The sequence below is a fragment of the Leeuwenhoekiella marinoflava DSM 3653 genome (assembly GCF_900129005.1).
Taxonomy (GTDB): Bacteria; Bacteroidota; Bacteroidia; order Flavobacteriales; family Flavobacteriaceae; genus Leeuwenhoekiella; species Leeuwenhoekiella marinoflava.
This window is the reverse complement of the sequence record NZ_FQUN01000005.1, coordinates 1-26,983: the sequence shown is the minus strand read 5'-3', so window position 1 is coordinate 26,983 and position 26,983 is coordinate 1. Positions and strand designations below refer to the sequence as shown.

The 26,983-nt window shown below is 37.4% G+C and carries 18 protein-coding genes; 15 read left to right on the top strand and 3 right to left on the bottom strand.

Going from position 1 to position 26,983, the window contains the following annotated elements; genetic code table 11:
- Nucleotide 1 precedes the first annotated feature (1 nt).
- The 6 genes from tilS (at nucleotide 2) to BUB91_RS03755 (ending at nucleotide 11,530) form a co-directional block, all read left to right on the top strand.
- A complete protein-coding gene (gene tilS / locus BUB91_RS03785) occupies nucleotides 2-1,348 on the top strand; it encodes a tRNA lysidine(34) synthetase TilS (RefSeq protein WP_241652565.1) in 1,347 nt (448 codons plus the stop codon).
- Nucleotides 1,341-3,347, top strand: coding sequence for a protein-disulfide reductase DsbD family protein (locus BUB91_RS03780; protein WP_073097239.1), 2,007 nt, complete (start codon nucleotides 1,341-1,343; stop codon nucleotides 3,345-3,347). Before tilS ends, BUB91_RS03780 begins: the two co-directional genes overlap by 8 nt.
- A 94-nt stretch (nucleotides 3,348-3,441) precedes the next feature.
- Nucleotides 3,442-5,286 (top strand): CocE/NonD family hydrolase, encoded by a 1,845-nt coding sequence (locus tag BUB91_RS03775; protein ID WP_073097237.1) that lies wholly within the window; start codon nucleotides 3,442-3,444, stop codon nucleotides 5,284-5,286.
- A gap of 10 nt (nucleotides 5,287-5,296) precedes the next feature.
- Nucleotides 5,297-7,123: a DUF885 domain-containing protein gene (locus tag BUB91_RS03770; protein ID WP_073097235.1), complete on the top strand. Its 1,827-nt coding sequence runs from the start codon at nucleotides 5,297-5,299 to the stop codon at nucleotides 7,121-7,123.
- 713 nt (nucleotides 7,124-7,836) lie between these two features.
- Nucleotides 7,837-9,651 (top strand): glycoside hydrolase family 13 protein, encoded by a 1,815-nt coding sequence (locus BUB91_RS03760; RefSeq protein WP_073097229.1) that lies wholly within the window; start codon nucleotides 7,837-7,839, stop codon nucleotides 9,649-9,651.
- Between the two features lies 1 nt (nucleotide 9,652).
- Entirely contained in the window at nucleotides 9,653-11,530 is a 1,878-nt protein-coding gene (locus BUB91_RS03755; RefSeq protein WP_073097227.1) for an alpha-amylase family protein, read from the top strand.
- A 78-nt stretch (nucleotides 11,531-11,608) separates the two neighbouring features.
- On the opposite strand, the gene BUB91_RS21625 is transcribed toward BUB91_RS03755, so the two are convergent.
- Nucleotides 11,609-11,779: an aquaporin gene (locus BUB91_RS21625; RefSeq protein WP_206635261.1), complete on the bottom strand. Its 171-nt coding sequence runs from the start codon at nucleotides 11,777-11,779 to the stop codon at nucleotides 11,609-11,611.
- Nucleotides 11,780-11,805: 26 nt separating this feature from the next.
- Between BUB91_RS21625 and BUB91_RS03745 the strand changes: the two genes are divergently transcribed.
- The 3 genes from BUB91_RS03745 to BUB91_RS03735 all read left to right on the top strand — a co-directional run bounded on the left by BUB91_RS03745 (nucleotide 11,806) and on the right by BUB91_RS03735 (nucleotide 18,141).
- Complete coding sequence (locus BUB91_RS03745) at nucleotides 11,806-13,500, top strand: FAD/NAD(P)-binding protein (protein WP_164917824.1); 1,695 nt, start codon at nucleotides 11,806-11,808, stop codon at nucleotides 13,498-13,500.
- Between the two features lie 91 nt (nucleotides 13,501-13,591).
- A complete protein-coding gene (locus tag BUB91_RS03740) occupies nucleotides 13,592-15,130 on the top strand; it encodes a YifB family Mg chelatase-like AAA ATPase (protein WP_073097223.1) in 1,539 nt (512 codons plus the stop codon).
- A 143-nt stretch (nucleotides 15,131-15,273) separates the two neighbouring features.
- Complete coding sequence (locus BUB91_RS03735) at nucleotides 15,274-18,141, top strand: M16 family metallopeptidase (RefSeq protein ID WP_073097221.1); 2,868 nt, start codon at nucleotides 15,274-15,276, stop codon at nucleotides 18,139-18,141.
- Between the two features lie 185 nt (nucleotides 18,142-18,326).
- Here BUB91_RS03735 and BUB91_RS03730 read toward each other — a convergent pair whose 3' ends face one another.
- Nucleotides 18,327-19,079, bottom strand: coding sequence for a hypothetical protein (locus BUB91_RS03730; protein WP_073097219.1), 753 nt, complete (start codon nucleotides 19,077-19,079; stop codon nucleotides 18,327-18,329).
- 169 nt (nucleotides 19,080-19,248) lie between these two features.
- Between BUB91_RS03730 and BUB91_RS03725 the strand changes: the two genes are divergently transcribed.
- From BUB91_RS03725 to BUB91_RS03700, 6 genes are all read left to right on the top strand, one after another.
- Nucleotides 19,249-20,472, top strand: a complete 1,224-nt coding sequence (locus BUB91_RS03725; protein WP_073097217.1) for an Nramp family divalent metal transporter — start codon at nucleotides 19,249-19,251, stop codon at nucleotides 20,470-20,472.
- Nucleotides 20,469-21,224: a 5-oxoprolinase subunit PxpA gene (pxpA, locus tag BUB91_RS03720; protein WP_073097214.1), complete on the top strand. Its 756-nt coding sequence runs from the start codon at nucleotides 20,469-20,471 to the stop codon at nucleotides 21,222-21,224. Before BUB91_RS03725 ends, pxpA begins: the two co-directional genes overlap by 4 nt.
- Complete coding sequence (pxpB, locus tag BUB91_RS03715) at nucleotides 21,215-21,943, top strand: 5-oxoprolinase subunit PxpB (RefSeq protein WP_073097212.1); 729 nt, start codon at nucleotides 21,215-21,217, stop codon at nucleotides 21,941-21,943. Before pxpA ends, pxpB begins: the two co-directional genes overlap by 10 nt.
- Complete coding sequence (locus BUB91_RS03710; RefSeq protein ID WP_073097209.1) at nucleotides 21,936-22,793, top strand: 5-oxoprolinase subunit C family protein; 858 nt, start codon at nucleotides 21,936-21,938, stop codon at nucleotides 22,791-22,793. Before pxpB ends, BUB91_RS03710 begins: the two co-directional genes overlap by 8 nt.
- A 299-nt stretch (nucleotides 22,794-23,092) precedes the next feature.
- Complete coding sequence (locus BUB91_RS03705; protein ID WP_073097207.1) at nucleotides 23,093-24,061, top strand: aldo/keto reductase; 969 nt, start codon at nucleotides 23,093-23,095, stop codon at nucleotides 24,059-24,061.
- A 140-nt stretch (nucleotides 24,062-24,201) separates the two neighbouring features.
- A complete protein-coding gene (locus BUB91_RS03700) occupies nucleotides 24,202-26,667 on the top strand; it encodes a zinc-dependent metalloprotease (protein WP_073097204.1) in 2,466 nt (821 codons plus the stop codon).
- Nucleotides 26,668-26,809: 142 nt separating this feature from the next.
- On the opposite strand, the gene BUB91_RS03695 is transcribed toward BUB91_RS03700, so the two are convergent.
- Nucleotides 26,810-26,977 (bottom strand): transposase, encoded by a 168-nt coding sequence (locus BUB91_RS03695; protein ID WP_262490526.1) that lies wholly within the window; start codon nucleotides 26,975-26,977, stop codon nucleotides 26,810-26,812.
- Nucleotides 26,978-26,983 lie beyond the last annotated feature (6 nt).

The following is a 26,983-nucleotide window of genomic DNA, read 5'->3' as shown; positions in this document are numbered from 1 at the left end:
TATGGAAATTGACTCCGCATTGTTTACATCACCTATGATCACTGCTTTTAAAGAACATTTAGAAACCCATTTTTTTCAGCTTAAAAACGAGCCCGTCTTATTAGCTGTAAGCGGTGGTCTAGATAGTATTGTGTTGGCATATCTTTTCAGTGAAACACAGTGGAATTTTGAAATTGGGCATTGTAATTTTTCCCTACGCGGAAAGGAAAGCGATGCAGATGCTGTTTTTGTCGAAGAATTAGCGGCAAAGTTAAACGTGAAATTTCATCTTCAAAAATTTGATACCAACGCTTTCGCTAAAGCCAAAAAGGTTTCCACGCAAATGGCTGCTCGTGAATTGCGATACAATTGGTTTGAAGAAGTTTGTAAAGAAAACCAATTGAATTATGTTGTTACAGCGCATCATGCCAAAGATGATCTGGAGACATTTCTCATTAATATAAGTAGAGGTAGCGGTATAGAAGGTCTCTCCGGTATGGAATCTCAAGGGGATTTTGTGTTAAGACCCTTATTGCCTTTTAGCCGCGAGGAAATTGCTAAATATGCGCAAGAAAACAACATCAAATGGCGGGAAGACAGCAGTAATAATTCTGATAAATATTTACGGAATCACTTGCGACATCACGCAATACCGGCATTAGAAGAAGCTGCACCACAGTTTTTAGCGCAGTTTAAAAAAAGTCAGCAGCATTTGCAGGAATCAGCAAATCTTCTTGAAGATTATACCGCATTGCTATTCTCAAAAATCGTAACTCAATCTTTTAAGGGGTACGATCTCAATATTACTCAGCTTAAAGCAACTCCAAATACTAAAGCGGTATTATACCAACTTTTAAAGGATTTTGATTTTACAGCTTGGGACGATATTTATGAATTACTAGATGCTCAACCGGGAAAGTACGTAATTTCAAAAAACTATCGATTGATTAAAGATCGGGAGGTCTTGATCTTAACCGAAAATACAAAAGAAGAGGATGCGGTTTATAGATTTGCAAGTACTCAACACGAATTACACTTACCAGATTTAAAGCTAGAAAAAGAAAGCGTACAGGATTTTAAACGACCCAATACTAACGAAGCATATTTCGATCTAAATCAGTTAGAGTTTCCGTTAATAATACGCAAATGGAAGGAAGGTGATGCTTTTTTTCCATTCGGAATGAAAGGCAAAAAGAAACTGAGCAAGTTCTTTAAGGATCTGAAATATTCAACAATTCAAAAAGAAGCTGTTTGGCTCTTATGTTCTAAAAATGACATTATTTGGGTAATTGGTGAGCGCACTGATGACCGGTATAAAATAAATTCAACAACCCCTAATCTTGTAAAATTTACAGCAGAATATGATTAAATATTTATTAATTTTTAGTGCTTTACTTTTCAATTTAACCAGTAATGCTCAAGGATTTGGTGGTTCCAACAGTTCTATTGATCCTGTGCAGTGGAGCGCTCAGGTAGAAACTAATGAAGCTGATACCTATACGCTGGTTTTAAAAGCTCAAATTGAGCCGGAGTGGCACGTGTATTCCCAATTTACAGATCCTGATGGTTCACTACCCTTAGAATTAGAATATCTAAAAGCCGATGAGACTTACACATTAGAAGGTCCTACCATAGAAAGTGAAACAGAGACCGTTTACAGCGATATCTTTGAGGTCGACGAGACCTTTTTTAGCAATGCGATGAGTTTGACTCAAAAAATTAAAGTGTCTGACGAAAGTATAAATTTTATTAAACTCATACTTAAATATCAAGTTTGTAAAGAGGTTTGTATCAATGAGGAGCGCTACGTGATTTTTGATATAAAAAAGGGAAACGGAAAAGTATTAACCGATTTTAATGCGTTTCAATCTTTTGGTGAAATTCAAGAAAAAGTAGAGGAGAAAGTAGCTGAGATAGAACCTGCTGCAGCAGTTGTAAAACAAGAAAAAAAGCAAGATTTATGGACGATTTTCTTTCTTGCATTTGCATCTGGGTTTTTGGCTTTATTGACTCCGTGTGTGTTCCCAATGATTCCAATGACGGTTAGCTTTTTTACAAAACAAAGTAAAAACTTAGTTGTAGGTCGTAGAAATGCGATTTTATATGGTATTTTCATTGTTGTAATCTATGTTCTTTTGGGAACTATAGTGACCGGTGTTTTTGGTGCTGATGCTTTAAATGCACTTTCTACAAACGTCTGGTTCAATATCATTTTCTTTATTTTACTTGTGGTATTTGCTATTTCATTCTTTGGCGCTTTTGAAATAATGTTGCCTAATTCTTGGGCAAATGCTGTAGATCGCAAGGCAGATCGCGGTGGTATTATCGGGATTTTCTTTATGGCTCTGGCTCTTGCAATTGTTTCTTTCAGTTGTACCGGGCCCATTGTAGGAACACTTTTAGTACAAGCAGCTGCAGAAGGTGGTCTGGCTCCAATTTTAGGAATGTTGGGCTTTTCATTGGCAATCGCAATTCCATTTGCACTGTTTGCTTTGTTTCCCGGTTTGATGAATTCGTTACCCAAATCTGGAGGTTGGTTGAATTCGGTTAAAGTGGTTTTAGGATTCTTAGAACTCGCTTTGGCGTTTAAATTTTTATCTAACGCAGACCTTGTTTTACAGGCACATTTATTAGAACGCGAAGTGTTTTTAGCAATCTGGATTGCCATTTTTGGAGCTTTAGCATTATATTTATTTGGTAAAATTAAAACTTCGCATGATACTCCTGTAGACCATATTTCTTCAGGAAGAATGGTGCTGGGTGTTTTTGTTTTGGCATTTACCATTTATTTAATTCCTGGTCTTTGGGGCGCGCCACTTAAATTGATTAGTGGTTTTCCACCGCCAATGAATTATAGTGAATCACCATTTGGTGTGGGGTATATGCAAGGCGGTTCTGGAGGTATAACTTCAGAGTTACCAAAAGAGGCAGAGTATGGTCCGTATCAACTGATCACTTTTACAGATTATGATGCCGGTATGGCTATCGCGAAAGCGGAAAACAAACCTGTGCTATTAGATTTTACAGGTAAGGCCTGTGTAAATTGCCGTAAAATGGAAGAACGCGTTTGGGGTGAACCGCAGATTTTAGGTAAACTTCAAAACGATGTGGTGCTCATTTCACTTTTTGTAGACTTAAAAGAAGAGTTACCTGAAGCAGAACAGTATGTAAGTGAAACTACCGGAAAACGTGTGTTAACCGTAGGTAATAAATGGAGCGATTTTCAGATTAAAAATTATAAAATCAATGCTCAGCCTTATTATGTTTTACTGGATACTGCTGAGAACAAACTCAACGAGCCTGTAGGATATACTCCAGACGTAGCTGAATTTGAAGCCTGGTTAGCAGAAGGAATAAGCAAATTCTAAAAAAGAAATAGAGCCTTGAGGCAATTCAGCAAGGTTTTGAAATAGAACCAACTTAACAATCAATTACCGAATACTAATTTTAATAAACCTCTAAATGAAAAACCTTAAAAAATGCATTTTCCTAATGCTATTGTTTGTTGTTTTTTCGCTACACGCACAAACAGAAGAGTATGTACGAGCGCATTACGACAAGCAAGAAGTAAAGATAAAAATGCGTGATGGTGTTTCATTACATACTACCATTTATTCGCCAAAAGATAAATCTCAAGAGTATCCCATCTTGATGATGCGTACGCCTTATAGTTGTGCACCTTACGGAGAAGAAAACTTTAAAGGTAGAATAGGTCCTAACCAGTTTATGGTTGAGGAGGGAAATATTTTTGTACAACAAGATGTACGTGGTCGCTGGAATAGTGAAGGTACTTACGATAATATGCGCGCTTATATTCCTAATAAAAAAGGAAAACAAGTTGATGAGGCTAGCGATACCTATGATACGATTGATTGGCTAGTTAAAAACCTTGCTAATAATAATGGGAATGTAGGAACTTGGGGAATCTCGTATCCCGGTTTTTATGCTACTTATTCTTTGTTGAGTGGGCATCCGGCATTAAAAGCAGTTTCTCCACAAGCTTGTATTTCAGATTTCTTCTTTGATGACTTTCATCATAATGGAGCTTTTTTAGAAAGTTATTGGAGAGCGGTTTCACTATTTGGTTATATGAAAGATGAGCCGGTAACTAAGCCTTGGTATGCGTTTCCTGATTTGCCTTCAGAAGACCAATATCAGTTTTTCTTAGATGCAGGTCCATTGACTAATCTTGATGAATATTACAAAGAAGATAACGTATTCTGGCAGCAGATTAAAGACCATCCTGATTACGATGAGTTCTGGAGAAGCCGCGGAATAATTCAGCATCTAAGGGATATTAAGCCTGCCGTAATGGTTGTAGGTGGCTTGTTTGACGCAGAAGATTTATACGGTCCTTTTAACACCTATAGAAAGATAGAAGAGACTAGCGACAATTACAATATTTTAGTTTATGGCCCTTGGAGTCACGGTGACTGGGCACGCTCTACTGAGCGTCAGGCGATAGGTAATGTGTATTTTGGAGATAATCTTTCTAGAGATTTTCAAAAGGATTACGAAACCAAATTTTTCAATCATTTTCTTAAAAATGACGGTAAAGACGAAATTGATTTCCCTGAAGCTTCCATGTACGACAGCGGTTCTCGAAAGTGGAACAGCTACACACAATGGCCTCCTAAAGCTGCAGAGATTAAAAGTTTTTATTTAGGTGAAAACCAAATGCTATCCGAAACAGCTTCTGCTGATTATGCAAACAAATTTGTAAGTGATCCTTCTAAACCGGTTCCATATTCAGAAGATATAAAAATGGTGTTTACACCGAGAAAATACATGACCGATGATCAGCGTTTTGCTGCGAGAAGACCAGACGTTTTAGTTTATGAAACTGAAGTTTTAACGGAAGATATGACTCTAAGCGGGGAGATATTAGCAAAACTACAAGTGGCTACTACAGGTACTGCTGCAGACTGGGTCGTAAAAGTAATTGATGTATATCCTCCTGATGCTGAAGATTACCCAGAGACTCAAAAGTATCTTAAAATGGATAATTACCATATGATGGTGCGCAGTGAAGTGATGCGTGGTCGTTTTCGTGATGGTTTCAGTGATCCTAAAGCTTTTGAAGCAAATAAAAAAGTCGAAGTTGACATAACCCTACAAGGTGTGAATCACACTTTTCTAAAAGGACATAAACTTCAAATTCAGATTCAGAGCACATGGTTTCCTTTGATAGATCGTAATCCGCAGACTTTTGTTCCTAATATTTATAAAGCAAAAGCAGAAGATTTTACAAAACAAACACACACGGTTTTTGGAGATTCAGAAATTCAGTTTAGTGTTTTAAAATAGCATAATTTTTATGAGAATAGTATCCCGTTTACTTCTGTTGACTTGTCTGATACTGGCAATTTCGTGCGATACCAAAAAAGCTGATACGTATACCGAAGCAGAGATTGCATCTTCTAGCGGAGCACTTAATGCGTGGTTTGATGAGCAGTTTGATGCTGATGTAGCACAATCACCACAATGGCAAACGAATTTAGGTTTTAAAACAAATTATGGTAAATGGGATGATATTTCTTCAAATCAAATGGCAGAAGAGCTGGATCTCGCTAAAGAGCGTCTACACCATTTAAATAATGACGTAAGTATTGAAGCGCTTGATTCTGTTACAGCAATCAGCTATAAATTGTACAAGTTGAATCTGGAGAATACAATTGAGGATTATGAGTATCGATTTTACAATTACCCGGTGAATCAGATGTTTGGTTTGCATACTAGTGTACCTGCATTTCTGATCAATAAACACCGTATAGACAGCCTGAGTGATGCTAAGGCGTATATAGAACGTATACGCGGAATAAAACCTTTATTTACGGAACTTCAGAATCAGCTGAGTATTCGCGAAACCAACCAAATCGTACCTCCCAAATTCGTTTTGGATCGGGTTTTAGATGATAGCAAGAATATTTTAAACGGAAAACCTTTTGAAAAATCTGCAGAGCAAATGCCTATTCTTGCCGATTTTCAGTCTAAGATTGAAAAATTAAAGTTAGATGAGGAAACTCAGAATAAACTAATAAAAGAGGCTTCAGAAGCTTTAATAGATAGTTTAAAACCTGCGTATGAAGAGCTGATTGCTTTTGTAGATAATCAAAAAATAAGAGCTACTACAGACGATGGTGCCTGGAAGTTTCCGCGCGGCGATCAGTTTTATAAAATTGCTTTAAACAGGTCTACAACTACAACTATGAGCACTAAAAAGATTCATCAATTAGGGTTAGACGAAGTTGCTCGTATTCACGGGGAAATGGAAACGATTAAGGAGAATTTAGGTTTTGAAGGCAGTTTACAGGATTTCTTTAAGTTTATGCGTAGTGATGAGCAATTCTATTATGAAGATTCTGATGCCGGAAGAGCGGCTTATATGAAGCAGGCAAAAGCTATTATTGATAACATGCGTGGTCGCCTTGACGAGTTATTTATAACTAAACCAAAAGCTAAAATTGTTGTGAAGCGAGTAGAAGCGTTTAGAGAGAAAAGTGCCGGTAAAGCATTCTACAATTCGCCTGCGCCAGATGGTTCTCGTCCAGGTATTTATTATGCAAATCTCTATGATATCAAAGCAATGCCTAAATATCAAATGCAAGCTTTGGCGTATCATGAAGGTATTCCTGGGCATCACATGCAATTAGCTATAGCTCAGCAATTAGACCGTTTACCAAAGTTTAGAAAATTTGGGGGATATACTCCTTATATAGAAGGCTGGGGCTTGTATTGTGAGTATTTACCAAAAGAAATGGGAGCATACGAAGATCTGTATGCGGACTTTGGAAGACTTGCAATGGAATTGTGGCGTGCCTGCCGACTTGTCGTAGACACTGGTATTCACGATAAAAAATGGACTCGTGAAGAGGGGGTTGCGTATTACAAAGAAAATACGCCTAACGCAGAAAGTGACTGTGTGAAAATGGTAGAGCGTCATATAGTTATGCCGGGTCAAGCAACTGCTTATAAGGTTGGAATGAATAAAATTCTCGAATTAAGGGCTAATGCTGAAAAAGAACTGGCTGAAGATTTTGACATTAGAAAATTTCACGAGGTAGTTTTAGGGCAGGGAGCTTTACCCTTATCAGTTTTAGAAGAATTGGTAAATGACTACATCAATTCTAATAATCAAAACTAATTATCCGAATTGATCTACCTTAGGATTCTTTTTGTCATACTTGTACTTATGGAACTTAGGTACAAAAAATTTAAATCAGCCAAAGATACTTTTTTATGGCTGTTTCTTGTGGTAATATTTAGTTGGTTAGGGTATATTGTTTTTCTGATATTCAAGAATAAAGTCTTAATAAGACGCGATCGTTTTAATCTAGAATTCAAGAAAAGAGATAAAAACCAGCTTGAAAAATAGTTGTTTTATACAAGAAGAATTTTAAGTGATTTTTAAGGAAATAAACGGAAGAATAATCCGTTAATATAGAAGAGAAATAGGTGTAAAAAAAGAAAAACACCTTGCTTTCGCAAAGTGCCTTTCACCCCTAAATTGTCAATGACGTCGTAAATCTACAAAATAATTTTACAAATGATTATGTTAATTTTCTACTAAATCGTTTTAATTTTTTACAAATTATTTAAAAAAGAAAAACACCCTGCTCACGCAGAGTGCCTTTCACCCCTAAATTATTAATACGTTTAAAATATAATTCCCCTATTAATTAGAAATTAAACGGCATTAATCATTGATTAATACAAGATAAAAGTACCAATACTACGCTGTGAATGAAAGGGGGAAAACACCCTTCTTGTAAATAATTTATAATTAATCGATTTAGTTTTCTATAAATAAATGTTGATGTATCTTAGAAATGATTGTTCATTAGAAACCTAGAGCATTTGAAAACCTTAAAAACTATTTTAAAACGAGTTGAGCCACCGCATTGGTGGGCTGGTATGGGTTTAAAAAAGCTCCAATTACTTTTTTACGGTAATAATATTTCAGAATATAACATTACTTGCTCGTCTGGTTTGAAAATACTTCAGGTTAGTCAGACTGAAAACTCTAATTATCTTTTTGTTACGCTTGATGCTTCAGAAATTGAAGGAGGAACTTATTCGTTCACTTTTCAGAAAGAGAATTTTCCTGATTTCACGATTCCATATGAGTTTAAAGAAAGATCTGGGAATTCGGCAAACAGAACAAGTTTTGATAGTTCTGATGTTTTTTACCTTTTGATGCCAGACCGTTTTGCTAATGCTAATCCCCGAATCAATTCAGTTAAGCAACTTATAGAAAAAGTAAATCCAAACGATCTTCACGGAAGACACGGGGGTGATATTCAGGGTATAATAAACAACCTTGACTATTTAAAGGATTTAGGAATAACTACGTTGTGGAGCACACCTTTATGCGAAAACAACAGTTCCACCGGTTCGTATCACGGCTATGCTCAAACTGATGTCTATAATATAGATGCGCGTCTGGGAAGCTTAGCAGATTATAAAAACCTTTCTAAAGAGCTTCACAAGCGGGGTATGAAATTGGTAATAGATTATGTAACCAATCACTGGGGAAGTGAACACTGGCTTATTAAAGATTTGCCCTGTAAAGATTGGTTGAATCAGTGGAAGCATTTTACCAATACCATCCATAAAACCACATCTTTGTTTGATACAAATGCTTCGGTATTTGATAAGGATCAACACGAAAAAGGTTGGTTTGTTTCAACAATGCCAGACCTAAATCAGCGAAACCCTTTGGTTTTAAATTACCTCATTCAGAATGCGATCTGGTGGATAGAAGAAGTAAACTTAGACGGGATTCGAGTAGATACGTTTACCTATAATTATAAAGAAGCTGCTGTAAAATGGCTAGAAGCCATACAAAATGAATATCCAAATCTCAATATTATAGGTGAAGTATGGCTGCATAACTCAGCACAGCTGGCTTATTGGCAAAAGGACAGCAAAATAGGGGAGATGGCCAGTTATAATTCTCAATTACCGTGTGTCACAGATTTTCCGCTACATAATGCGCTTCAGGATATTTTTTATTCGAAACATAGAAAATTAAAGGATTTAGAGAGTTTATATGAAACTTTCGTAAATGATTTTTTCTATCCCAATCCGCAGGGTTTGATGCGCTTTTTAGAAAATCACGATACGCAGCGTTTTAACACCCAATGTGGTGGAGACCTTGATGCGTATAAAATTGCATTGACCGTGATTTGTACCGTTAGAGGAATTCCACAGTTATATTATGGCAGCGAGATCGGGATGCAGGGAGACAAGAATAATGGAGACGGAGACATACGTCACGAATTTCCGGGAGGTTGGGCTAAGCATAAACAAAATGCATTTTTGCCTCCAACTGCTAATAAAGGTCGCAATGTCTATCAAGAAAGTTTTCACGCTTTCACAAAAAAACTTTTAAATTGGCGGAAAGATAATCGAACAGTTCACTATGGTAATTTTTTACACTTTGTATCTGTGGATCATGTATATGTTTATTTTAGATATTTAGATGAAGAAAAACGGGTTATGGTAATTATAAATAACTCGAAGACTAAAAAAATACTAGCATTAAAAAAGTTTGCAGAAGGCCTTAACGGAAGCAAGACAGGAAACGAAATTTTATCTGACCAAGTATTAGATTTATCTACTGAATTGTCTATGCCCGCTAGAACTCCTTATATAATAGAACTGACTTAATATGGCAAAACGAATACTTTATTATACCGTATTAGCGCTTAGTTTAACAGCTTGTAAAAATCAAACAGGCGAAGAACCAACACCAACTATGAAAACTGAAAATACACCAAAAAAAGAAGTTGTTTATCATGTATTTACGCGTCTTTTTGGAAACACCAATACGACAAATAAACCTTGGGGAACGCTTGAAGAAAACGGGGTGGGTAAGTTTAACGACTTCACAACTAAAGCCCTAAAATCAATAAAAGATTTAGGAGCTACTTACGTGTGGTACACAGGTGTTCCGCATCACGCAGTAATTACAGATTATACTGAATTTGGTATTTCTAATGATGATCCTGATGTGGTTAAAGGCCGTGCGGGTTCTCCTTATGCAGTTAAAGATTATTACCAAGTAGACCCTGATATGGCTGAGAATCCTGCAAAACGCTTGCAAGAGTTTGAAGCTTTAATAAAACGTACGCATAAAAACGGATTGAAAGTTATCATAGATATCGTACCCAATCACGTCGCTAGAAAATACGAAAGCCTTAATACCCCAAAAGGAAGTTTTGCTTTTGGAGCAAAAGATAACGATACGGTTTCCTATTCAAAAGACAATAACTTTTATTACATACCTGGTGAGGATTTTAAAGTTCCACAATGGCAAAATGGATACGAGCCCTTAGGCGGTGGAGAGAGTCTGCTAGCAGACGGTAAATTAGATGAATCTCCCGCAAAATGGACGGGTAACGGAAGTCGTGCTGCACAACCGAATCAAAACGATTGGTATGAGACGGTAAAAATCAATTATGGAATTAACCCTGACGGGCATAAAGATTTTGATGAGTTACCAACAGACAGTGGGCATTGGAGCTTTGAACAACACGCTGATTTCTGGAAAGACAAAGATGTGCCAGCTTCTTGGAAACAGTTTAAAGACATCGCTTTATTTTGGACGAAAAAAGGTATTGATGGTTTTCGCTTTGATATGGCAGAAATGGTTCCGGTTGAGTTCTGGAGCTATATGAATTCTGCGATAAAGATGAAAAATCCCGATGCGTTTTTGATGGCTGAAGTGTATAATCCGTCTTTATATAGAGATTATATTTTTAAAGGAAAGATGGATTATCTCTACGATAAAGTGGAATTATATGATACTATAAAACACGTCATGCAAGGTCACGGAAGCACAGATCATTTTGCTCCAATTATTGAGCATCAGCAGGATATAGAGATCAATATGTTACATTTTTTAGAAAATCACGATGAGCAACGTATAGCCAGCCCAGATTTTGCAGGAAATGCCGAAAAAGGAAAACCTGCAATGGTAGTATCAGCATTGATTAGTAAATCACCGGTGATGATCTATTTTGGTCAGGAATTGGGAGAACCTGCTGAAGCAGATCTTGGTTTTGGTGATCCTACAAGAACTTCAATTTTTGATTACGGGAGTGTTCCTTCAGTCGTGAGATGGGTAAATAATAAGAAGTTTGATGGCGGAAAGTCTACAGATTATGAACTAGAACTGCGTGATTTCTACAAGCGTTTGTTGAATTTTAGTTTAGAAAATTCTGCGGTGATGAGAGAATATGCAGATATTCACTGGCACAACAGGCAAAACACAGAATGGTATAATGATCGGGTGCATTCTTTTGTACGCTGGTGTGAAACCGATAAACTAATTGTGGTTACCAATTTTGATGCGAACGATACGTTTGGGTTTGAATTGCAGGTTCCACAGCATATTATTGAAACCTGGGGATTAGTTGATGGCGATTATGATGTACTTGATCAACTTTATGAAAACCAAACCGGTAGCTTGAAAATAGAGAATGGTTTGGGGAAAATTCGTGTTGATATAAAACCTCTAGAATCTTTTGTTTATAAATTAAACTAAAGCTGTTGACTTGCTTTATCGTGCATTGCCGGCTCTACGGTTTTAATAAAAAATAGAGCAGCAATCACCGTAACTACACTAGGAGCCAAAATCTCGTGCGGGGTTTATTCCGCATAGAGTTAACGGCGCGAGTAAACAAATGATTATTGAAACCGTAATACCTATAAAAACAGGCGCCATCGTATGATGTGAATTGTACTTTTGTAAGGCATTACACCAAATTAAATATCTGAATTTACACCTTGTCAAAACATTATAAAATTGCAATTGTAGGCGTGGGACCAAGAGGCCTAGCTGCTCTTGAGAGTCTTTATCTCGCAAAGAAAAACTCTAATTCAAGTAAAAAGTTGAAAGTTGTTTTATTTGAAGCTTCTGCATATCCCGGTGCGGGTCAGGTCTGGACTCCCAATCAAGTTAAAACCAATTTATCTAATGTTCACGAGCGTAATTTGTCTAATAACTTAGCAGGAAGAGAAGCTTTGCATTTTGAGGATGTTTTTATCCCGGAATTTCCCGGTTATAAAGATTGGTTGGCCTCAGCTGCTGCTGATTATTCTAAAAAGGATATTTTTCCTTCAAGAGCAAAACTAGGAAGCTATCTCAACGAGCGTTTTAATACGTTGAAGGAAGCTTTAGCAGGATCAGATTTGATAGAGTTTTACCAAGAAGAAGTCATTAAGGTTGAACCATCAGAATCGGGGTGTATAATATATACTAAACATAATCAACCGATTGAAGCTGATGATGCCGTTTTGACTATTGGTCATCAACCCACTTATGATTCAGAACAATTGAGAAAATGGAGTGAGCACGCTGAAGAAAATAATCTCAAATTGTATAAAGATCCTTATCCCGTAGGAGCTTTAGAGACTGATTCAATTTCAGAGGAAACAACTGTTGCTTTGCGCGGTTTTGGTCTATCTATGGTAGATCAGGTAAGAGCGTTGAGCATAGGTTTCGGCGGAGTTTTTAAAGAAAAAGAAGATTCGATTAAATGGGAATACATTCCTTCAGAAAAAGCTCCTAAGCAGTTAGTCGTTTTCTCTTTAAATGGATTACCTCCTGCACCTAAGCCTGTAAATGCGATTATAGATAATTGGTTTAAACCAAACGAAAAGGAAAACCACTCTTTTGTAAATGCTATTGAAAAAGCCGAGCAAAATACTGAATCGATAAATGATGCTTCTTTTTTAATTGAAGCGCTTGCGAATATGACCGCTTCCGTTTATCTAAGAATTCCTGAGCAGAACAGAAAACATATGCTTTCTCACCAGGAATTATCGCAGCTGACTTTGCAGTTGATTAAAAACCCAAATACTGCTCACGACCTCATCTTAAAATACGATCTACCTGCTTTAGAAGCGATGCAGCATTTATTGCAAATGGCTTTTGGTCAGACTGCCATAAGTCTTGATTACTGTTTAGGGCAAGTCTGGCGGTTTGCTTTAGGAATTTTATACCACGATTATACGTATTTAAATTTAACAGATGAAGCAATGGTCGATGTGGTAAGGTACATTGAAGCCAGCAAACGTTATTCGTATGGCCCACCTGTAAAGAGTTTGCAACAATTGATTGCGTTGGTAGAAGCCGGCGTTCTCAATCTCGATTTTGTAAACGATCCTAAAATTACACCCGTTGAAAACGGATGGAAATTAGAGAAAAATAACAAATCTATCATCGCTCAGGTTATGGTTAACTCGGTGATTGATGCGCCTCAACTTGTAGCTGTTTCAAGTCCATTAATTCAACATTTACTTAAAGATAAGCGTGTTGATCCTGTGAGTTATAAATTGGGGCTACATACGCTTGAAGATGGTAGTATCATTAGCAAAAATGGAAATAGCCATCAGCATATTTCTCTTTTAGGTCGTCTGGCTAAAGGCAGCATTATTGGAGTAGATGATTTGATAGAATGTTTCGGAAAGCCGGCTCATAAATGGGCTGAGTCTTTAATTGATCGTTTATAATTAGATTTATTTATAATCAACTAAAAATGAGCGCTATAATTTTTAAGAAATGGAAATAATATTGTTACTTTAAAATTCCAACTTAAAAATTATGCTTACAAAGGTTTATGGCTCAGCGGTTTTTGGCGTTGAAGCTTCTACGATTACAATCGAAGTAAATATCGATAAGGGCATCGGCTATCATCTGGTGGGATTGCCTGATAATGCGATTCGGGAAAGTAACTACCGCATTGCTGCTGCGCTTCAAAACAATGGCTTTAAAATTCCCGGAAAGAAAATCACGCTCAATATGGCTCCGGCAGATTTGCGTAAGGAGGGAAGCGCCTATGATCTTACGCTTGCTATTGGCATTCTAGCAGCCAGCGGACAAATTAAGGCCGAAAATCTGGATGAGTATATCATTATGGGCGAACTCTCCCTAGACGGAAGTCTGCAGCCTATTCGGGGCGCGTTGCCCATAGCTATAAAAGCTCAGGAAGAAGGTTTTAAAAAGTTTCTTTTACCCAGTCAGAATGCTCGGGAAGCAGCGATTGTAAAAGATCTGGAAGTCTACGCGATTGATAGTATCGCGCAGGTGATTGATCATTTTGATAACGATACTGAACTCGAGCGTACACTTGTAGATACGCGAAACGAATTCTTCAACGCTTTAGAACAACCGGAGTTTGATTTTGCAGATGTAAAAGGACAAGAATCTATTAAGCGCTGTATGGAAATAGCAGCTGCCGGTGGCCATAATATCATTTTAATAGGTCCACCGGGAGCCGGTAAAACGATGCTTGCTAAACGTTTATCTTCTATACTACCGCCTATGACTTTAAGGGAGGCTTTAGAAACTACTAAAATTCATAGTGTTTCTGGAAGAATGCGAGAACATGTTGGGTTGATGGCCCAGCGACCGTTCCGCAGTCCGCATCATACGATTAGTGATGTCGCTTTAGTAGGAGGTGGGGCTTATCCGCAGCCTGGTGAAATATCGCTAGCACATAACGGAGTTTTATTTTTAGATGAATTACCGGAGTTTAAGCGTACGGTTTTGGAAGTTATGCGTCAACCCTTAGAAGATCGCGATGTCACGATTTCCAGAGCAAAATTTACCGTTACCTATCCCAGTAGTTTTATGCTAGTCGCCAGTATGAATCCTAGTCCCGGAGGCTATTTTAATGATCCCAGTGCTCCCGTGACCAGTACACCTGCTGAAATGCAACGCTATCTAAGCAAAGTTTCCGGACCGTTATTAGACCGTATAGATATTCATATTGAAGTTACACCGGTTCCATTTGATAAATTATCTGATGAGCGCAAAGCGGAAAGCAGCGTAGAAATACGCAAACGCGTTACCGAAGCCCGAAAATTGCAAACTGAACGTTTCCGGGAAAGCGAAAACATTCATTACAATGCACAAATGAGTGTAAAGCAAATCCGGAAACATTGTGCATTAGACGCCGGTTCTAAAGATCTTTTAAAAAATGCTATGGAAAAACTCAATCTTTCCGCTAGGGCTTATGACCGTATCTTAAAAGTATCGCGCACCATTGCAGATCTGGAAGCTTCTCCAACAATTGAAGCCCATCATATTACAGAAGCGATTCAATACCGAAGTTTAGATCGTGATGGGTGGTTGGGTTAAACATTTTTTTTTGATAAATATGCATCAAAACCAATTTATCATTAAATATACTCCAATAGTTTTGTAACTTTTGATCTTTAAATGCGTCTTTTCTAACAGTTTTAGGAACGTATTCAACATTTATTAATCAAAAATTAAGATCAATGATCAAAACTAAATGGACTCCGGTAGCGCTAATGCTGTCGTTGTTTGTGGCAACGCTGGTTTCTTGTGAAGATAAAGAAGCTAAAGATGATGTCGCAGATGCTAAATTATCTATCGATTACGAAAAGTATGAACTTGAAAACGGCTTAAATGTCGTGCTTCATCAAGACAAAAGTGATCCTATCGTTTCTGTAGCCATTCAATATGGTGTGGGATCAAATCGCGAGAAAAAAGGTCGTACCGGCTTTGCGCATTTATTTGAGCATATGCTCTTTCAGGAATCTGAGAATGTGCCGCAAGATCAATTCTTTAAAACCATTCAGGATGTAGGTGGTACTTTAAATGGTGGTACTTGGCAAGATGGTACAGTTTATTATGAGGTAGTACCTAATAATGCGCTTGAGACCGTTTTATGGTTAGAGTCAGATCGTATGGGATTCTTAATCAATACGGTTACAGAATCAGCTTTTGCTAATCAGCAAGAAGTTGTTCAGAATGAAAAACGTCAGCGTGTTGATAACAATCCGTATGGACATACCAGTTGGGTAATTGATAAAAACTTATTTCCTGATGGGCATCCATACAGTTGGCAAGTAATAGGTGAGCTTGAGGATCTTCAAAATGCAACCGTAGCAGATGTTAAAGAATTCTACGATAAATTTTATGGTCCTAATAATGCTACTCTAGTAATTGCCGGGGATTTTGAAGAAGGAAGCGCTAAAGAGCTCGTAGAAAAGTATTTTGGTGAAATTAAGAAGCGTCAGGAGGTTGCACCTTTAGACGTTCAGAATGTAACTCTTAATGAGACAAAGCGTCTGTATCACGAGGATAATTTTGCTACAGCTCCACAACTCAATATGGTTTGGCCTACAGTAGAGCAATATACAGACGACGCGTATGCTTTAGATATTTTAGGAGAGATACTTTCAGACGGAAAAAATGCGCCGCTATATCGCGTTCTTGTTGAAGATATGGAATTGGCTTCTCAGCCTTATGCTTGGAATGGTTCTGACCAGATTGCAGGTAAATTTAGAATTTCTGTTACTGCAAATTCTGGTGTTGACTTAGACAGTGTAGAAACCGGTATTACTAAAGCATTTGCACTTTTTGAAGAAGAAGGCGTTAAAGAAACAGATATTGAGCGTATAAAAGCAGGTTTAGAAACCGATTTTTATAATGGTATCAGCAGTGTTTTGGGTAAGTCTTTTCAGTTGGCACAATACGATGTATTTACCGGAAATCCTGGTTTTATTGAGAAAGATATAGAGAATATTAAAGCAGTTACTGCAGAAGATGTAACGCGCGTTTATGACAAGTACATCAAAGGAAAACCTTTTGTATTGACCAGTTTTGTTCCTAAAGGGCAAATGGAACTAATCGCTGAAAATTCTGAAAAAGCTGAAGTTGTAGAAGAAGAAATTACAGAGAATGTTGAAACTGAAATCGTAGATACTGATGTAGAGATCGAAAAAACACCGTCTAAATTTGATCGTTCAGTGGCTCCTGAAATGGGTGAAACTCCAAAATTAAATATCCCGGATTCGTGGACAGCAAACTTGCCTAATGAGATGGAAGTGTACGGTATTGTTCAGGATGAATTGCCATTGGTAAACTTTAGTTTGGTAATAGACGGTGGTCATTTGCTTGATGATCTAAGTAAAAATGGTGTTGCAAACTTGATGAGCGACATAATGATGGAAGGTACAGCGACTAAAACTCCTTTAGAGCTTGAGGAAGCTATAGATCGTCTTGGTGCCAGTATCAATATGTATACAACTGATGAGTCACTTGTTTTAAGAGGTAATACTCTTGCTCGTAACTTTGATGCAACTATGGCTCTTGTTCAAGAGATTTTATTGCAACCCCGTTGGGATGAAAAAGAGTTTGCTCGTATCAAAACAAGTACAATCAATGGGATTAAGCGTTCTGATGCAAATCCTAATGTGATTGCAAACCGCGTTTATAATAAAATGCTTTATGGAGAAAATCATCCACTTGCGCAGCCTACTTCCGGTACGGTTGAGTCTGTAGAGGCGATTACTATTCAGGACCTAAAAGAGTATTACAACAAGTATATTTCACCTTCTGTGAGTCGTTTTCACGTAGTGGGAGATGTTTCAGAGAGTCAGGCGCTAGCTGCTTTAGACGGGTTGAAAGAAAACTGGGAAGCTAAAGAAGTTACCATTCCGGAGTTCCCAATCAAAAATAATCGTGATAAAGCATCTTTATATTTTGTAGATGTTCCTAACGCAAAACAGTCGGTTATTAATATCGGTTACATCGCAATGCCGCGTACAGACAAGGATTTTTATTCTGCGGAAGTGATGAATTACAAGCTAGGAGGTTCATTTAGTGGAAATGTAAATTTAGTTTTACGTGAAGAAAAAGGGTATACTTACGGTGCGCGTTCTGGTTTTAGCGGAACAAAAATTCCGGGTACGTTTACCGCTTCTTCTAGTGTAAGAACTAATACTACAGGAGAGTCTGTTTCTATTTTTAAAGATGAAATAGCTAACTATAAAGAAGGGATTTCTCAAGAAGATCTGGCATTTACTAAGAATGCATTGATTAAATCAAATGCAAGGCGCTTTGAGACACAAGGTTCTTTATTAGGAATGCTTCAGGAACGTAGTGCTTATGATTTAGATCCTAATTACATCGAGAAAGAAGAAGCGACAATCAACAATATGACTTTAGAGCAACACAAAGAGTTGGCTAATAAATATCTTGATGAGTCTAAAATGGCTTATCTTGTTGTTGGTGATGCGGCAACGCAATATCAGCAGTTTAAAGATATGGGCTTTGACGAAGTGATGTTATTAGACAAAGATGGAAAAGAAGTAAAGCTTGAGCAAATCAAGAAGTAATAATCTCCAAGATAATTCATTTGAAACCCCAAAGGTTCGTAAGAATCTTTGGGGTTTCTTATTGGCACCGCCAAAGGGTTTAATATCCCGAAGCTTGCCTTGAAATTGAAAATTTGATTATAAAGAATGATTTGTAGGCTTGCTCCGAGTTAGGTTTCTGTTTAAAATTTTAGATCATTTTTTAATTAATTTTTGACTTTAGGCTGGTCCCCCATAATAGCTTCACCCTTTACAAGCCAGCTAAATCCAAAAGCTTCAACAGCTAATGCTTCCATCCAGAATGTAAGTTTTAATCGGTTATAAGTTTCCGGAGATATAATCTCAGTCAATCCTAAAATGATAACAACAAGCGCAACGATCATAACGATTCCGCATATGCGGTAGACTTTATTGCGACGTACTTTCTCTTCGCAGCGTTTCTCTTTTGGAGTATTTGATTTTACAAATAAAAAGAGCGCCATAAAAGCCAATGAAACTAAAAATACAGCTGCGGATATATAATGAAAAGTCGATCTCCAACCTTCTTGTGATTCGTCAAAATAAGTGACTGCATAAGGCATTGTTGCGTCGCAACACGACTCTGCAAGATTATTAGTAGGAAAAAATGCGACACACAATGCAGCAATACCTGCGATATTAGAAACCCAAAAATCAACTGGCTCTTCACCGCTATAAACAATTAGAAAAATGCCTATAAGACTAACAGTTACCGTAAATAGAGTAGCAGCGCGTGTGTAATAATAATGACTTATAGATTCTAACGGTCCGGTCATTTCAAATACCGTTAGAGAACTTGCTAATAATAAAACTGGAAGCAGCATCCCCGCTGTACCCACAATTTTACGCAGTGTTTTACCCTGGTGTAACCAAACTCCATTATCTGAAGCGTAATTGAGATTGAGCGATTCACTTAGCGTTTGTGACTTTTGATCTTTCATGAGAGAAGGTTTTTTGCATTTACCTTCTAAATTAAGGATTTAAAATTGAGTCAGTTATATCTAAAATGCAAGGTTTTTCAATTATAATAAAAGCTTTTAAATCCCTTTATGACATTATCATTAGTCCTGTAGCTTCATAATTTTTATATTTAAGATCTTAAGCCTTAATATGCGAAATCCTTTAAAAAACATAGGCCCGGGAGCATTAGTTGCCGCGGCATTTATAGGTCCGGGGACCGTAACCGTTTGTACCCTTGCCGGGATTCAGTTTGGTTTTACGTTGCTCTGGGCAATGACACTTTCTATTATTGCGACGGTAGTGTTACAGGAAACATCGGCACGTATAGGTCTCGTAACTCAAAAAGGTCTTTCTCAAGTTTTAAGAGAGCAACTACCTGATGGAATTTTACGCAAATTTGTTCTCGGATTAGTGCTGGCAGCTATAGTTATAGGTAATGCCGCTTACGAAGGCGGAAACATTAGCGGTGGTGTTTTAGGCTTGCAAGCCATCGGGAATAGCGGTGTGTTTGAAGTGGGGTCACTTTCAATCAATGGCTATAGTGTGTTGATTGGTGCTATTGCTTTCATTCTATTATATATCGGGAATTATAAGGTTTTAGAGAAAGTTTTTTTGGTTCTCGTCATTTTGATGAGTGTATCTTTTGTGATAACTGCCATACTGACTAAACCTGATCTTTTTGCATTATTAAAAGGGAGTTTGATTCCTGCTTTTCCTGACGGAAGCATTTTGATGATTGTGGCTTTAGTAGGAACGACGGTTGTACCGTATAATTTGTTTCTACACGCATCACTCGTTAATCAAAAATGGAAAAATCAAACAGATTTAGCTGTCGCAAGACGTGATACTATCGTCGCTGTAGTTCTAGGTGGCTTGGTTTCTATGTGTGTAATCGTAGCAGCTTCAGCATTAAACGGTTCTGCTGTTACCGGTGCAACGGGTCTTGCACAGAGCCTGGAGCCGTTGTATGGTAGCGCAGCACGTTATTGCATTGGCTTGGGTTTATTTGCAGCAGGAATTACTTCGGCTATTACTGCTCCTTTGGCGGCGGCTTATGTCGCTCAAGGATGTCTCAAATTGGGTGATGGTTTAAAGTCCACTTATTTTAGAATGACCTGGATGATTATTTTGATATTAGGCGTTGGTCTGGCAACTTTTGGTATCAAACCGGTGGAGATTATACAGTTTGCGCAAGTTGCTAACGGAATCTTGCTTCCGGTGATTGCAGGTATTTTAATTTGGTTAGCCAATCGAAGCGAACTGCTGGGTAGTTATCGTAATTCTAAATTAAAAAATACAATCAGTATTCTTATTTTAGTAGTAACTGTTATTTTGGGCGGAAGAGCGATTCTAAATGTTTTCGGATTGATATGAGAAGAGATACGACAATAGATCTCAATTGTGATTTAGGGGAAGGTATAGGTAATGAAGTTGATTTGATGCCGTATATCAGTTCGTGCAACCTTGCTTGTGGCGGTCACGCGGGTGATAAGCCGACAATTGAAAGAGTGGTTAAGTTGGCTAAGAACCACGCTGTTGGAGTGGGTGCGCACCCCTCATTTCCTGATCGGGAGAATTTTGGACGCGTTAAACTCAAAATACCTTTTGATAAACTCCAACATTCTTTGAGAGAACAGATAGATCGCGTCATTGAGGCTTGTAAAGCTCATAAAATCGAGATGCATCATATAAAAGCTCACGGAGCACTTTATAATTTATGCGCAAGTGATGCGGTTTATGCTGAATTCTTTATTGATTTTATAGTCCGTTTTTATCCTGAAATACCGGTCTATGCCCCTTTTAATTCTGTGATTTCAAAATTAGCAAAAGGAAGAATTAAACTGCTTTTTGAAGCTTTTGCAGATCGCAATTATGAAGCAGACGGAAGCCTTGTTTCTAGAGCTAAAACCCATGCGCTTATCAAAGACGAACAGTCGCTTTTTAAACACGTTTTGAATATGGTAAAAAGAAGCGAAATTCATACGGTTTCTGGGACTGTTTTGAATGCGAAAATTGATACAATTTGTGTTCACGGAGATACACCAAAAGCTATAGATTTAGTACGTTTTTTAAGAGGAAAATTAGAGGAAAATAACTTGAAAATACAAACAGTGATTTGCAAATAAAACCAACTATAAACAGACTGGGCGAACAGGCAATTTTAGTGCAATGGGATTTTAATATCACAACTGAAAATTTAAATTGGTTGTTGAAAGTAAAAGAAAAACTACAATTAAAACTACTTAAATCAAAAGTTCAAATAATTAATACATATAATTCATTATTAATTAATTACAATAATGGTATAGAAAATATTTATACTGATTTTGAAACGTTAGAAAGCTATGATTTTAAGGTGATTGATTCCGAAGAGTTTAAAGGTGAACTTTATAAATTACCCGTATGTTATGATGTTGAATTTGGGTTAGACTTAGAGGAACTCGCGCAACGAAATTCATTAACTACAGCAGAAATAATCGACCTGCATACACTGCCAATTTACACATTGTATTTTATGGGTTTTTTACCGGGCTTTTTATACTTGGGTGGAATGGATGAACGACTTAAGATTTCACGTAAAAATGAGCCTAGAAAATCGGTGTTAAAAGGAGCTGTTGGTATAGCCGAAAATCAAACAGGAATCTACCCGACTAGTAGTCCGGCGGGATGGCAAATTATTGGGAATTGTCCAGTGGAATTATTCAATGCTGAAAATGAACATCCGTGCCCATTTAAGGCTGGCGATCAGATTCAGTTTTACTCGGTTTCAAAACAAGAATATGACACGATAAAACAGCAAATAGAAGATGAAATATTTGAATTAAAACCAGAATCTCATGCCTAAAGTTGAAGTCAAAAAAGCTGGTTTTTACACCACAGTTCAGGATTTAGGAAGGTTGAATGCTGCTCAATATGGTGTACCCCGTAGTGGTGTTATGGATAGTTTTTCAGCAAAAAAAGCAAACTTACTTCTTAATAATCCGGCTGACGCTGCTGTTCTTGAGATAACAATGACCGGCCCAACATTGCTATTTCAATCTAAAACACAAATAGCAGTCTGTGGAGCGATTTTCGATATGTATTTAGATGAGTGCCTTATTTCAAATGCAAAAGCCTTTCAGGTTGAAGCAGGCTCTGTTTTGCGATTTAGTGGATTAAAACAGGGATTCCGCGCTTATTTAGCTATTCAGCAAGGTTTTAAGACCGAGGTTGTCCTAGAAAGTCGCAGTCAATATCAGGGAATAACGTCTGCTTCACGACTTGTTAATGGGGAAAAATTAGAAATAGAAGCACTTGAAAATTCGGTTATTGCTAGCGCTCGGGTTAATTTTGAAGATCAAGAGCTCTTCAGTAATACTATAAAAACCTTTAGAGGACTTGAATTTGAGCTATTACCGCAAAAACTTCAGAAAAAATTATTTACTGAAAAATTCAAGCTTACTCCTGCAGGAAATAGAATGGCAATTCCATTTAAAGAATTACTTCCAAACGATTTAAAAGGCATTCTGACCGGTCCGGTGATTCCGGGAACCGTACAACTCACACCAAAGGGTAACCTCATTGCATTGATGCAAGATTGTCAAGTAACCGGTGGTTATCCGCGTGTGCTTCAAATTTCAGAAAGAGGACTGTGCAAACTTGCTCAAAAGAAACCGGGAGAAACGGTTACTTTTCAGCTTAGTCAATTTGATTAAAATTTCAGTTTTAAAACTTAGATAACCTTAAAAACGTATCCCAAGAGCCAGTACAGTATTGCGAAAACCACAATTGTACCAATACAACCGCATCGCCCACCACCAATTTTCTTCGCACCATAACCGGCGATTAAAGCTCTAATTATATTTTTCATAATATCTTTTAATTAGTTAATCTGCTAATTTAATACCAATCTGCTAGTGCTACCTATATTTTACACAGATTAACAATACTTTATAGAGCCATTAGCCAAGCGGCTATAGGCATTTCGTAATTTTAATATTCTAAAAAAGAGATTATGGAATTGAAACAATTGGGAAATTCATCTTTGCACATACCTCCATTGGTTTTTGGGGGCAATGTATTTGGGTGGACAGCAGATAAAAAAACATCTTTTTACTTGTTAGATGCATTATTAGAGCGTGGTTTAAACTTTATTGATTCTGCCAACGTGTATTCCTATTGGGCAGAAGGAAACGAAGGAGGAGAGAGTGAAACAATAATAGGCGAGTGGATCAAAGAACGGAGAAACCGAGATAAAGTCATTATTGCAACTAAAGTGGGAAGCCCTATGGGAAAAGGCAGTCCAGACCTTTCTAATACTTATATCAATGAGCAAGTAAACTTGAGTTTAAAACGCTTACAAACAGATTATATTGACTTATATTTTAGTCATAAATATGATGACGGCACACCACAGCTCGAAACCTTAAAAACCTACAGTTCGCTAATCAATTCCGGTAAAGTACGCGAATTGGGAGCTTCTAATTTTCCGTTAGCTGTATTGAGGGAAGCATTACAAATCGCTGAAGATGAAAATTTACCACGGTATGAAGTCATCCAACCAGAATATAATTTATTGGAACGCTCTCATTTTGAGGGAAAATATCAGCGCTTTTGTATTGAAAATAATCTTGGAGTTATTAGTTACTTCACTTTGGCAAGTGGCTTTCTTACCGGTAAATACTCTGATGTAGCTGATGCTTCAGGTGAAGAACGGGAGCGTTTTATAAAGAAATATTTTAATGATAAAGGCACAGCTGTTTTAAACGTTTTGAAAACACTTTCACATAAATATAAATGTTCTCAAGCCGGCGTAAGTATTGCTTGGACAATGGCGCAGCCCGGTATTACGGCGCCCATAGTTAGTGCAACAAAAGAGTCGCACTTAAAAGCTTTTGATGAAGCCTTAAAATTAGATTTTGATGCTGAAGATTTACAAATATTAAATCATGTAAGTCGTGAAAAAAATCTCATTCAGGAATGAATCGATTGTAGAAAATTCAATTTACTGATGTAAATCTGTTAAAAATTGCATTTTATTAATTTTAAGAAACGGTGTTAAGAAATTCTTAACACCGTTTCTTTTTAACGAGTGTTAAATTGGCGCAACTCTAATACTAAAAAATGAAATTAAAACTTTACCCTATTGCAGCGTTTACGTTTGCAATGCTAACGGTAGTTTCATGTGCTAGTACCAAACAAGGCAAAAAAAAAGGTACCGCAGCAACTTCCGAAGAAAAAAGTGACAAGTCTAAAGGTGATTTAAAACCTTATGGCAAAGTCATCACAAAAGAGGCCGTTACAGACTCTGGTCTTTTTATCATTCACAAAGTAAAAGAAGATTATTTCTACGAGATATCAGATAGCTTGTTCAATCGTGAGATGCTTATGGTAACCCGTATTGCTAAAACTGCTTCAGGCTTAGGGTTTGGTGGTGGTAAAGCAAATACACAGGTTTTGCGTTGGGAAAAGCGTGATAAGAAAGTCTTACTGCGCGTGGTTTCTCACCAGATTTTTGCAGCAGATTCATTACCTATTCACGAGGCGGTAAACAACTCTAATTTTGAGCCGGTTCTATTTTCTTTTGATGTAAAAACACTAGGAAAAGATTCAACGAGTACAGTAATTCAGGTTAATGATTTGTATACCGATGATGTACAGGCGATGGGGATCCCTAGTTACTATCGTGAACAATATAAAGTGCGTAACGTAGATAAAGGCAGAGGCTATATTGAAAGTCTAAAAAGTTATCCTTTAAATATTGAGGCAAGACACGTAAAAACGTACAATGCGGGTAATCCTCCAAGTAATCAAAGCGTAGGTTCTATAACTGTTGAGATGAGCAACAGTATGGTTTTATTACCTAAAGAACCTATGGAACGTCGCTATTTTGATCAAAGAGTAGGTTGGTTTGCTCGTGGTCAGGTAGACTATGGTCTTGATGCACAAGAAAGTAAAACGGTGCGTTACTTAGATCGTTGGAGATTAGAAGTAAAGCCGGAAGATGAAGCTAAATTTAAAGCTGGCGAACTGGTAGAACCTAAGAAGCAGATTGTTTATTATATAGACCGCGCAACTCCAAAAAAATGGGTTCCGTTTATTAAGCAAGGTATTGAAGACTGGCAAGTAGCTTTTGAAGCAGCCGGATTTAAAAACGCAATAATTGCAAAAGAAGCTCCTTCGGTAGAAGAAGATCCAGACTGGTCACCAGAAGATGTTCGTTTTTCTACGGTACGCTATTTAGCGTCACCTATTCCTAATGCAAATGGACCACACGTAAGTGATCCTCGTAGTGGAGAGATTTTAGAATCTGACATCAACTGGTATCATAATGTGATGACTTTATTGCGTAACTGGTACTTTGTACAAACAGCTGCAATAAATCCTGAAGCACGTGGTGTTGCTTTTAAAGAAGAGATAATGGGACGTTTAATTCGTTTTGTATCTTCTCACGAAGTAGGGCATACCTTAGGTTTACCACACAATATGGGGAGTAGTGTTGCGTATCCTGTAGATTCATTACGCTCTAAGAGCTTTACTGAAAAATATGGGACAGCGCCTTCAATTATGGATTATGCACGTTTTAATTATATCGCACAACCAGGAGATGAAGGTGTTTCTATGATGCCTAACATTGGTATTTATGATAAATATGCAATCAACTGGGGGTATAGACCTATTCTTGATAAAGAAGGAATGGACGAAAAACCTATTCTTGATGAATGGATTTTAGAACACGCTGGTGACCCCATGTATCGTTTTGGAGCACAGCAATGGGATGTTGTAGATCCTAGTTCTCAGACTGAAGATCTTGGAGACGATGCTGTAAAAGCAAGTAATTATGGTATTGAAAATTTAAAGCGTATTGTTCCTAATTTGATTGAATGGACAGCTGAAGATGGTAAAAATTATGATGATTTAGAAACACTTTATGGTCAGGTTTTAGCTCAGTTTAACCGCTATATGGGACATGTGAGTAATAATATAGGTGGTGTTTATGAGTATAACAAAACCTACGATCAAGAAGGTGTAGTTTACATACCAGTACCAAAAGAACGGCAGAAAGAAAGTATGGAGTTTTTACAAAACCAACTTTTTACAACACCAGAGTGGATGGTAGATACCCAAATTTTAAATCGAATTGAAAGTGACGGGAATTTGGAGCGTGTGAGAAGCGTACAGGTGCGTACATTGAATAATGTTCTAGATTTTGGAAGAATGGGGCGTATGATAGAAAATGAAACCTTAAATGGGAAATCTGCATACACGCTTACCGAAATGATGAATGATCTAAGAAGTGGTATTTTTAGTGAATTACGTAGTGGTAAAAAAATAGATACGTATCGTCGTAATTTACAACGTGCTTATGTAGAACGTCTGGAGCACTTATTGACTAAAGAACAAGAGGGCCGTCGTAACGCAACTAGTGTAAACGTAAGTCAGTCTGATATTAGAGCAATATCTCGTGCAGAGTTAAACACGTTAAGAAGATTAGTAACTCGTGCTATTAGCCGCACAGGTGATAGCCTAAGTCGTTATCATTTACAAGATTTGAGAGAACGTATAAATCTTATTTTAGATCCGAGATAATTGAATTTAAATCTCAATACTTAAAGAGGCCGTCTAAAAACATTTAGGCGGTCTTTTTGGTTTCTGGCTACAGCTACTTTTTTTGGTTTTCTGGATTGGGTAGGATTGTTAATCGTTAAGCGTTAAAAGGTTTTGGCTGCCTTTAGATGACCAAAGCTAGCTTTTTGAGGTTGTGGGCCATAGCAACCAGCCCTATTTCTACATTTACTTTTTCGATTCCTCTTAACGCAAAACGTTTAAAGTTCATATTGTGTTTTATATCCCCAAAAATGGCTTCGATATCCCAACACCGTTGTTTACGGTGGGCAATCCCTTC

What these genes read in the sequence shown, in the direction of transcription:
- tilS (WP_241652565.1), top strand. Translation starts at nt 2, where the DNA reads ATGGAAATTGACTCCGCATTGTTTACATCACCTATGATCACTGCTTTT.
- BUB91_RS03780 (WP_073097239.1), top strand. Translation starts at nt 1,341, where the DNA reads ATGATTAAATATTTATTAATTTTTAGTGCTTTACTTTTCAATTTAACC.
- BUB91_RS03775 (WP_073097237.1), top strand. Translation starts at nt 3,442, where the DNA reads ATGAAAAACCTTAAAAAATGCATTTTCCTAATGCTATTGTTTGTTGTT.
- BUB91_RS03770 (WP_073097235.1), top strand. Translation starts at nt 5,297, where the DNA reads ATGAGAATAGTATCCCGTTTACTTCTGTTGACTTGTCTGATACTGGCA.
- BUB91_RS03755 (WP_073097227.1), top strand. Translation starts at nt 9,653, where the DNA reads ATGGCAAAACGAATACTTTATTATACCGTATTAGCGCTTAGTTTAACA.
- BUB91_RS03740 (WP_073097223.1), top strand. Translation starts at nt 13,592, where the DNA reads ATGCTTACAAAGGTTTATGGCTCAGCGGTTTTTGGCGTTGAAGCTTCT.
- BUB91_RS03735 (WP_073097221.1), top strand. Translation starts at nt 15,274, where the DNA reads ATGATCAAAACTAAATGGACTCCGGTAGCGCTAATGCTGTCGTTGTTT.
- BUB91_RS03730 (WP_073097219.1), bottom strand. Translation starts at nt 19,079, where the DNA reads ATGAAAGATCAAAAGTCACAAACGCTAAGTGAATCGCTCAATCTCAAT.
- BUB91_RS03725 (WP_073097217.1), top strand. Translation starts at nt 19,249, where the DNA reads ATGCGAAATCCTTTAAAAAACATAGGCCCGGGAGCATTAGTTGCCGCG.
- pxpA (WP_073097214.1), top strand. Translation starts at nt 20,469, where the DNA reads ATGAGAAGAGATACGACAATAGATCTCAATTGTGATTTAGGGGAAGGT.
- BUB91_RS03710 (WP_073097209.1), top strand. Translation starts at nt 21,936, where the DNA reads ATGCCTAAAGTTGAAGTCAAAAAAGCTGGTTTTTACACCACAGTTCAG.
- BUB91_RS03705 (WP_073097207.1), top strand. Translation starts at nt 23,093, where the DNA reads ATGGAATTGAAACAATTGGGAAATTCATCTTTGCACATACCTCCATTG.
- BUB91_RS03700 (WP_073097204.1), top strand. Translation starts at nt 24,202, where the DNA reads ATGAAATTAAAACTTTACCCTATTGCAGCGTTTACGTTTGCAATGCTA.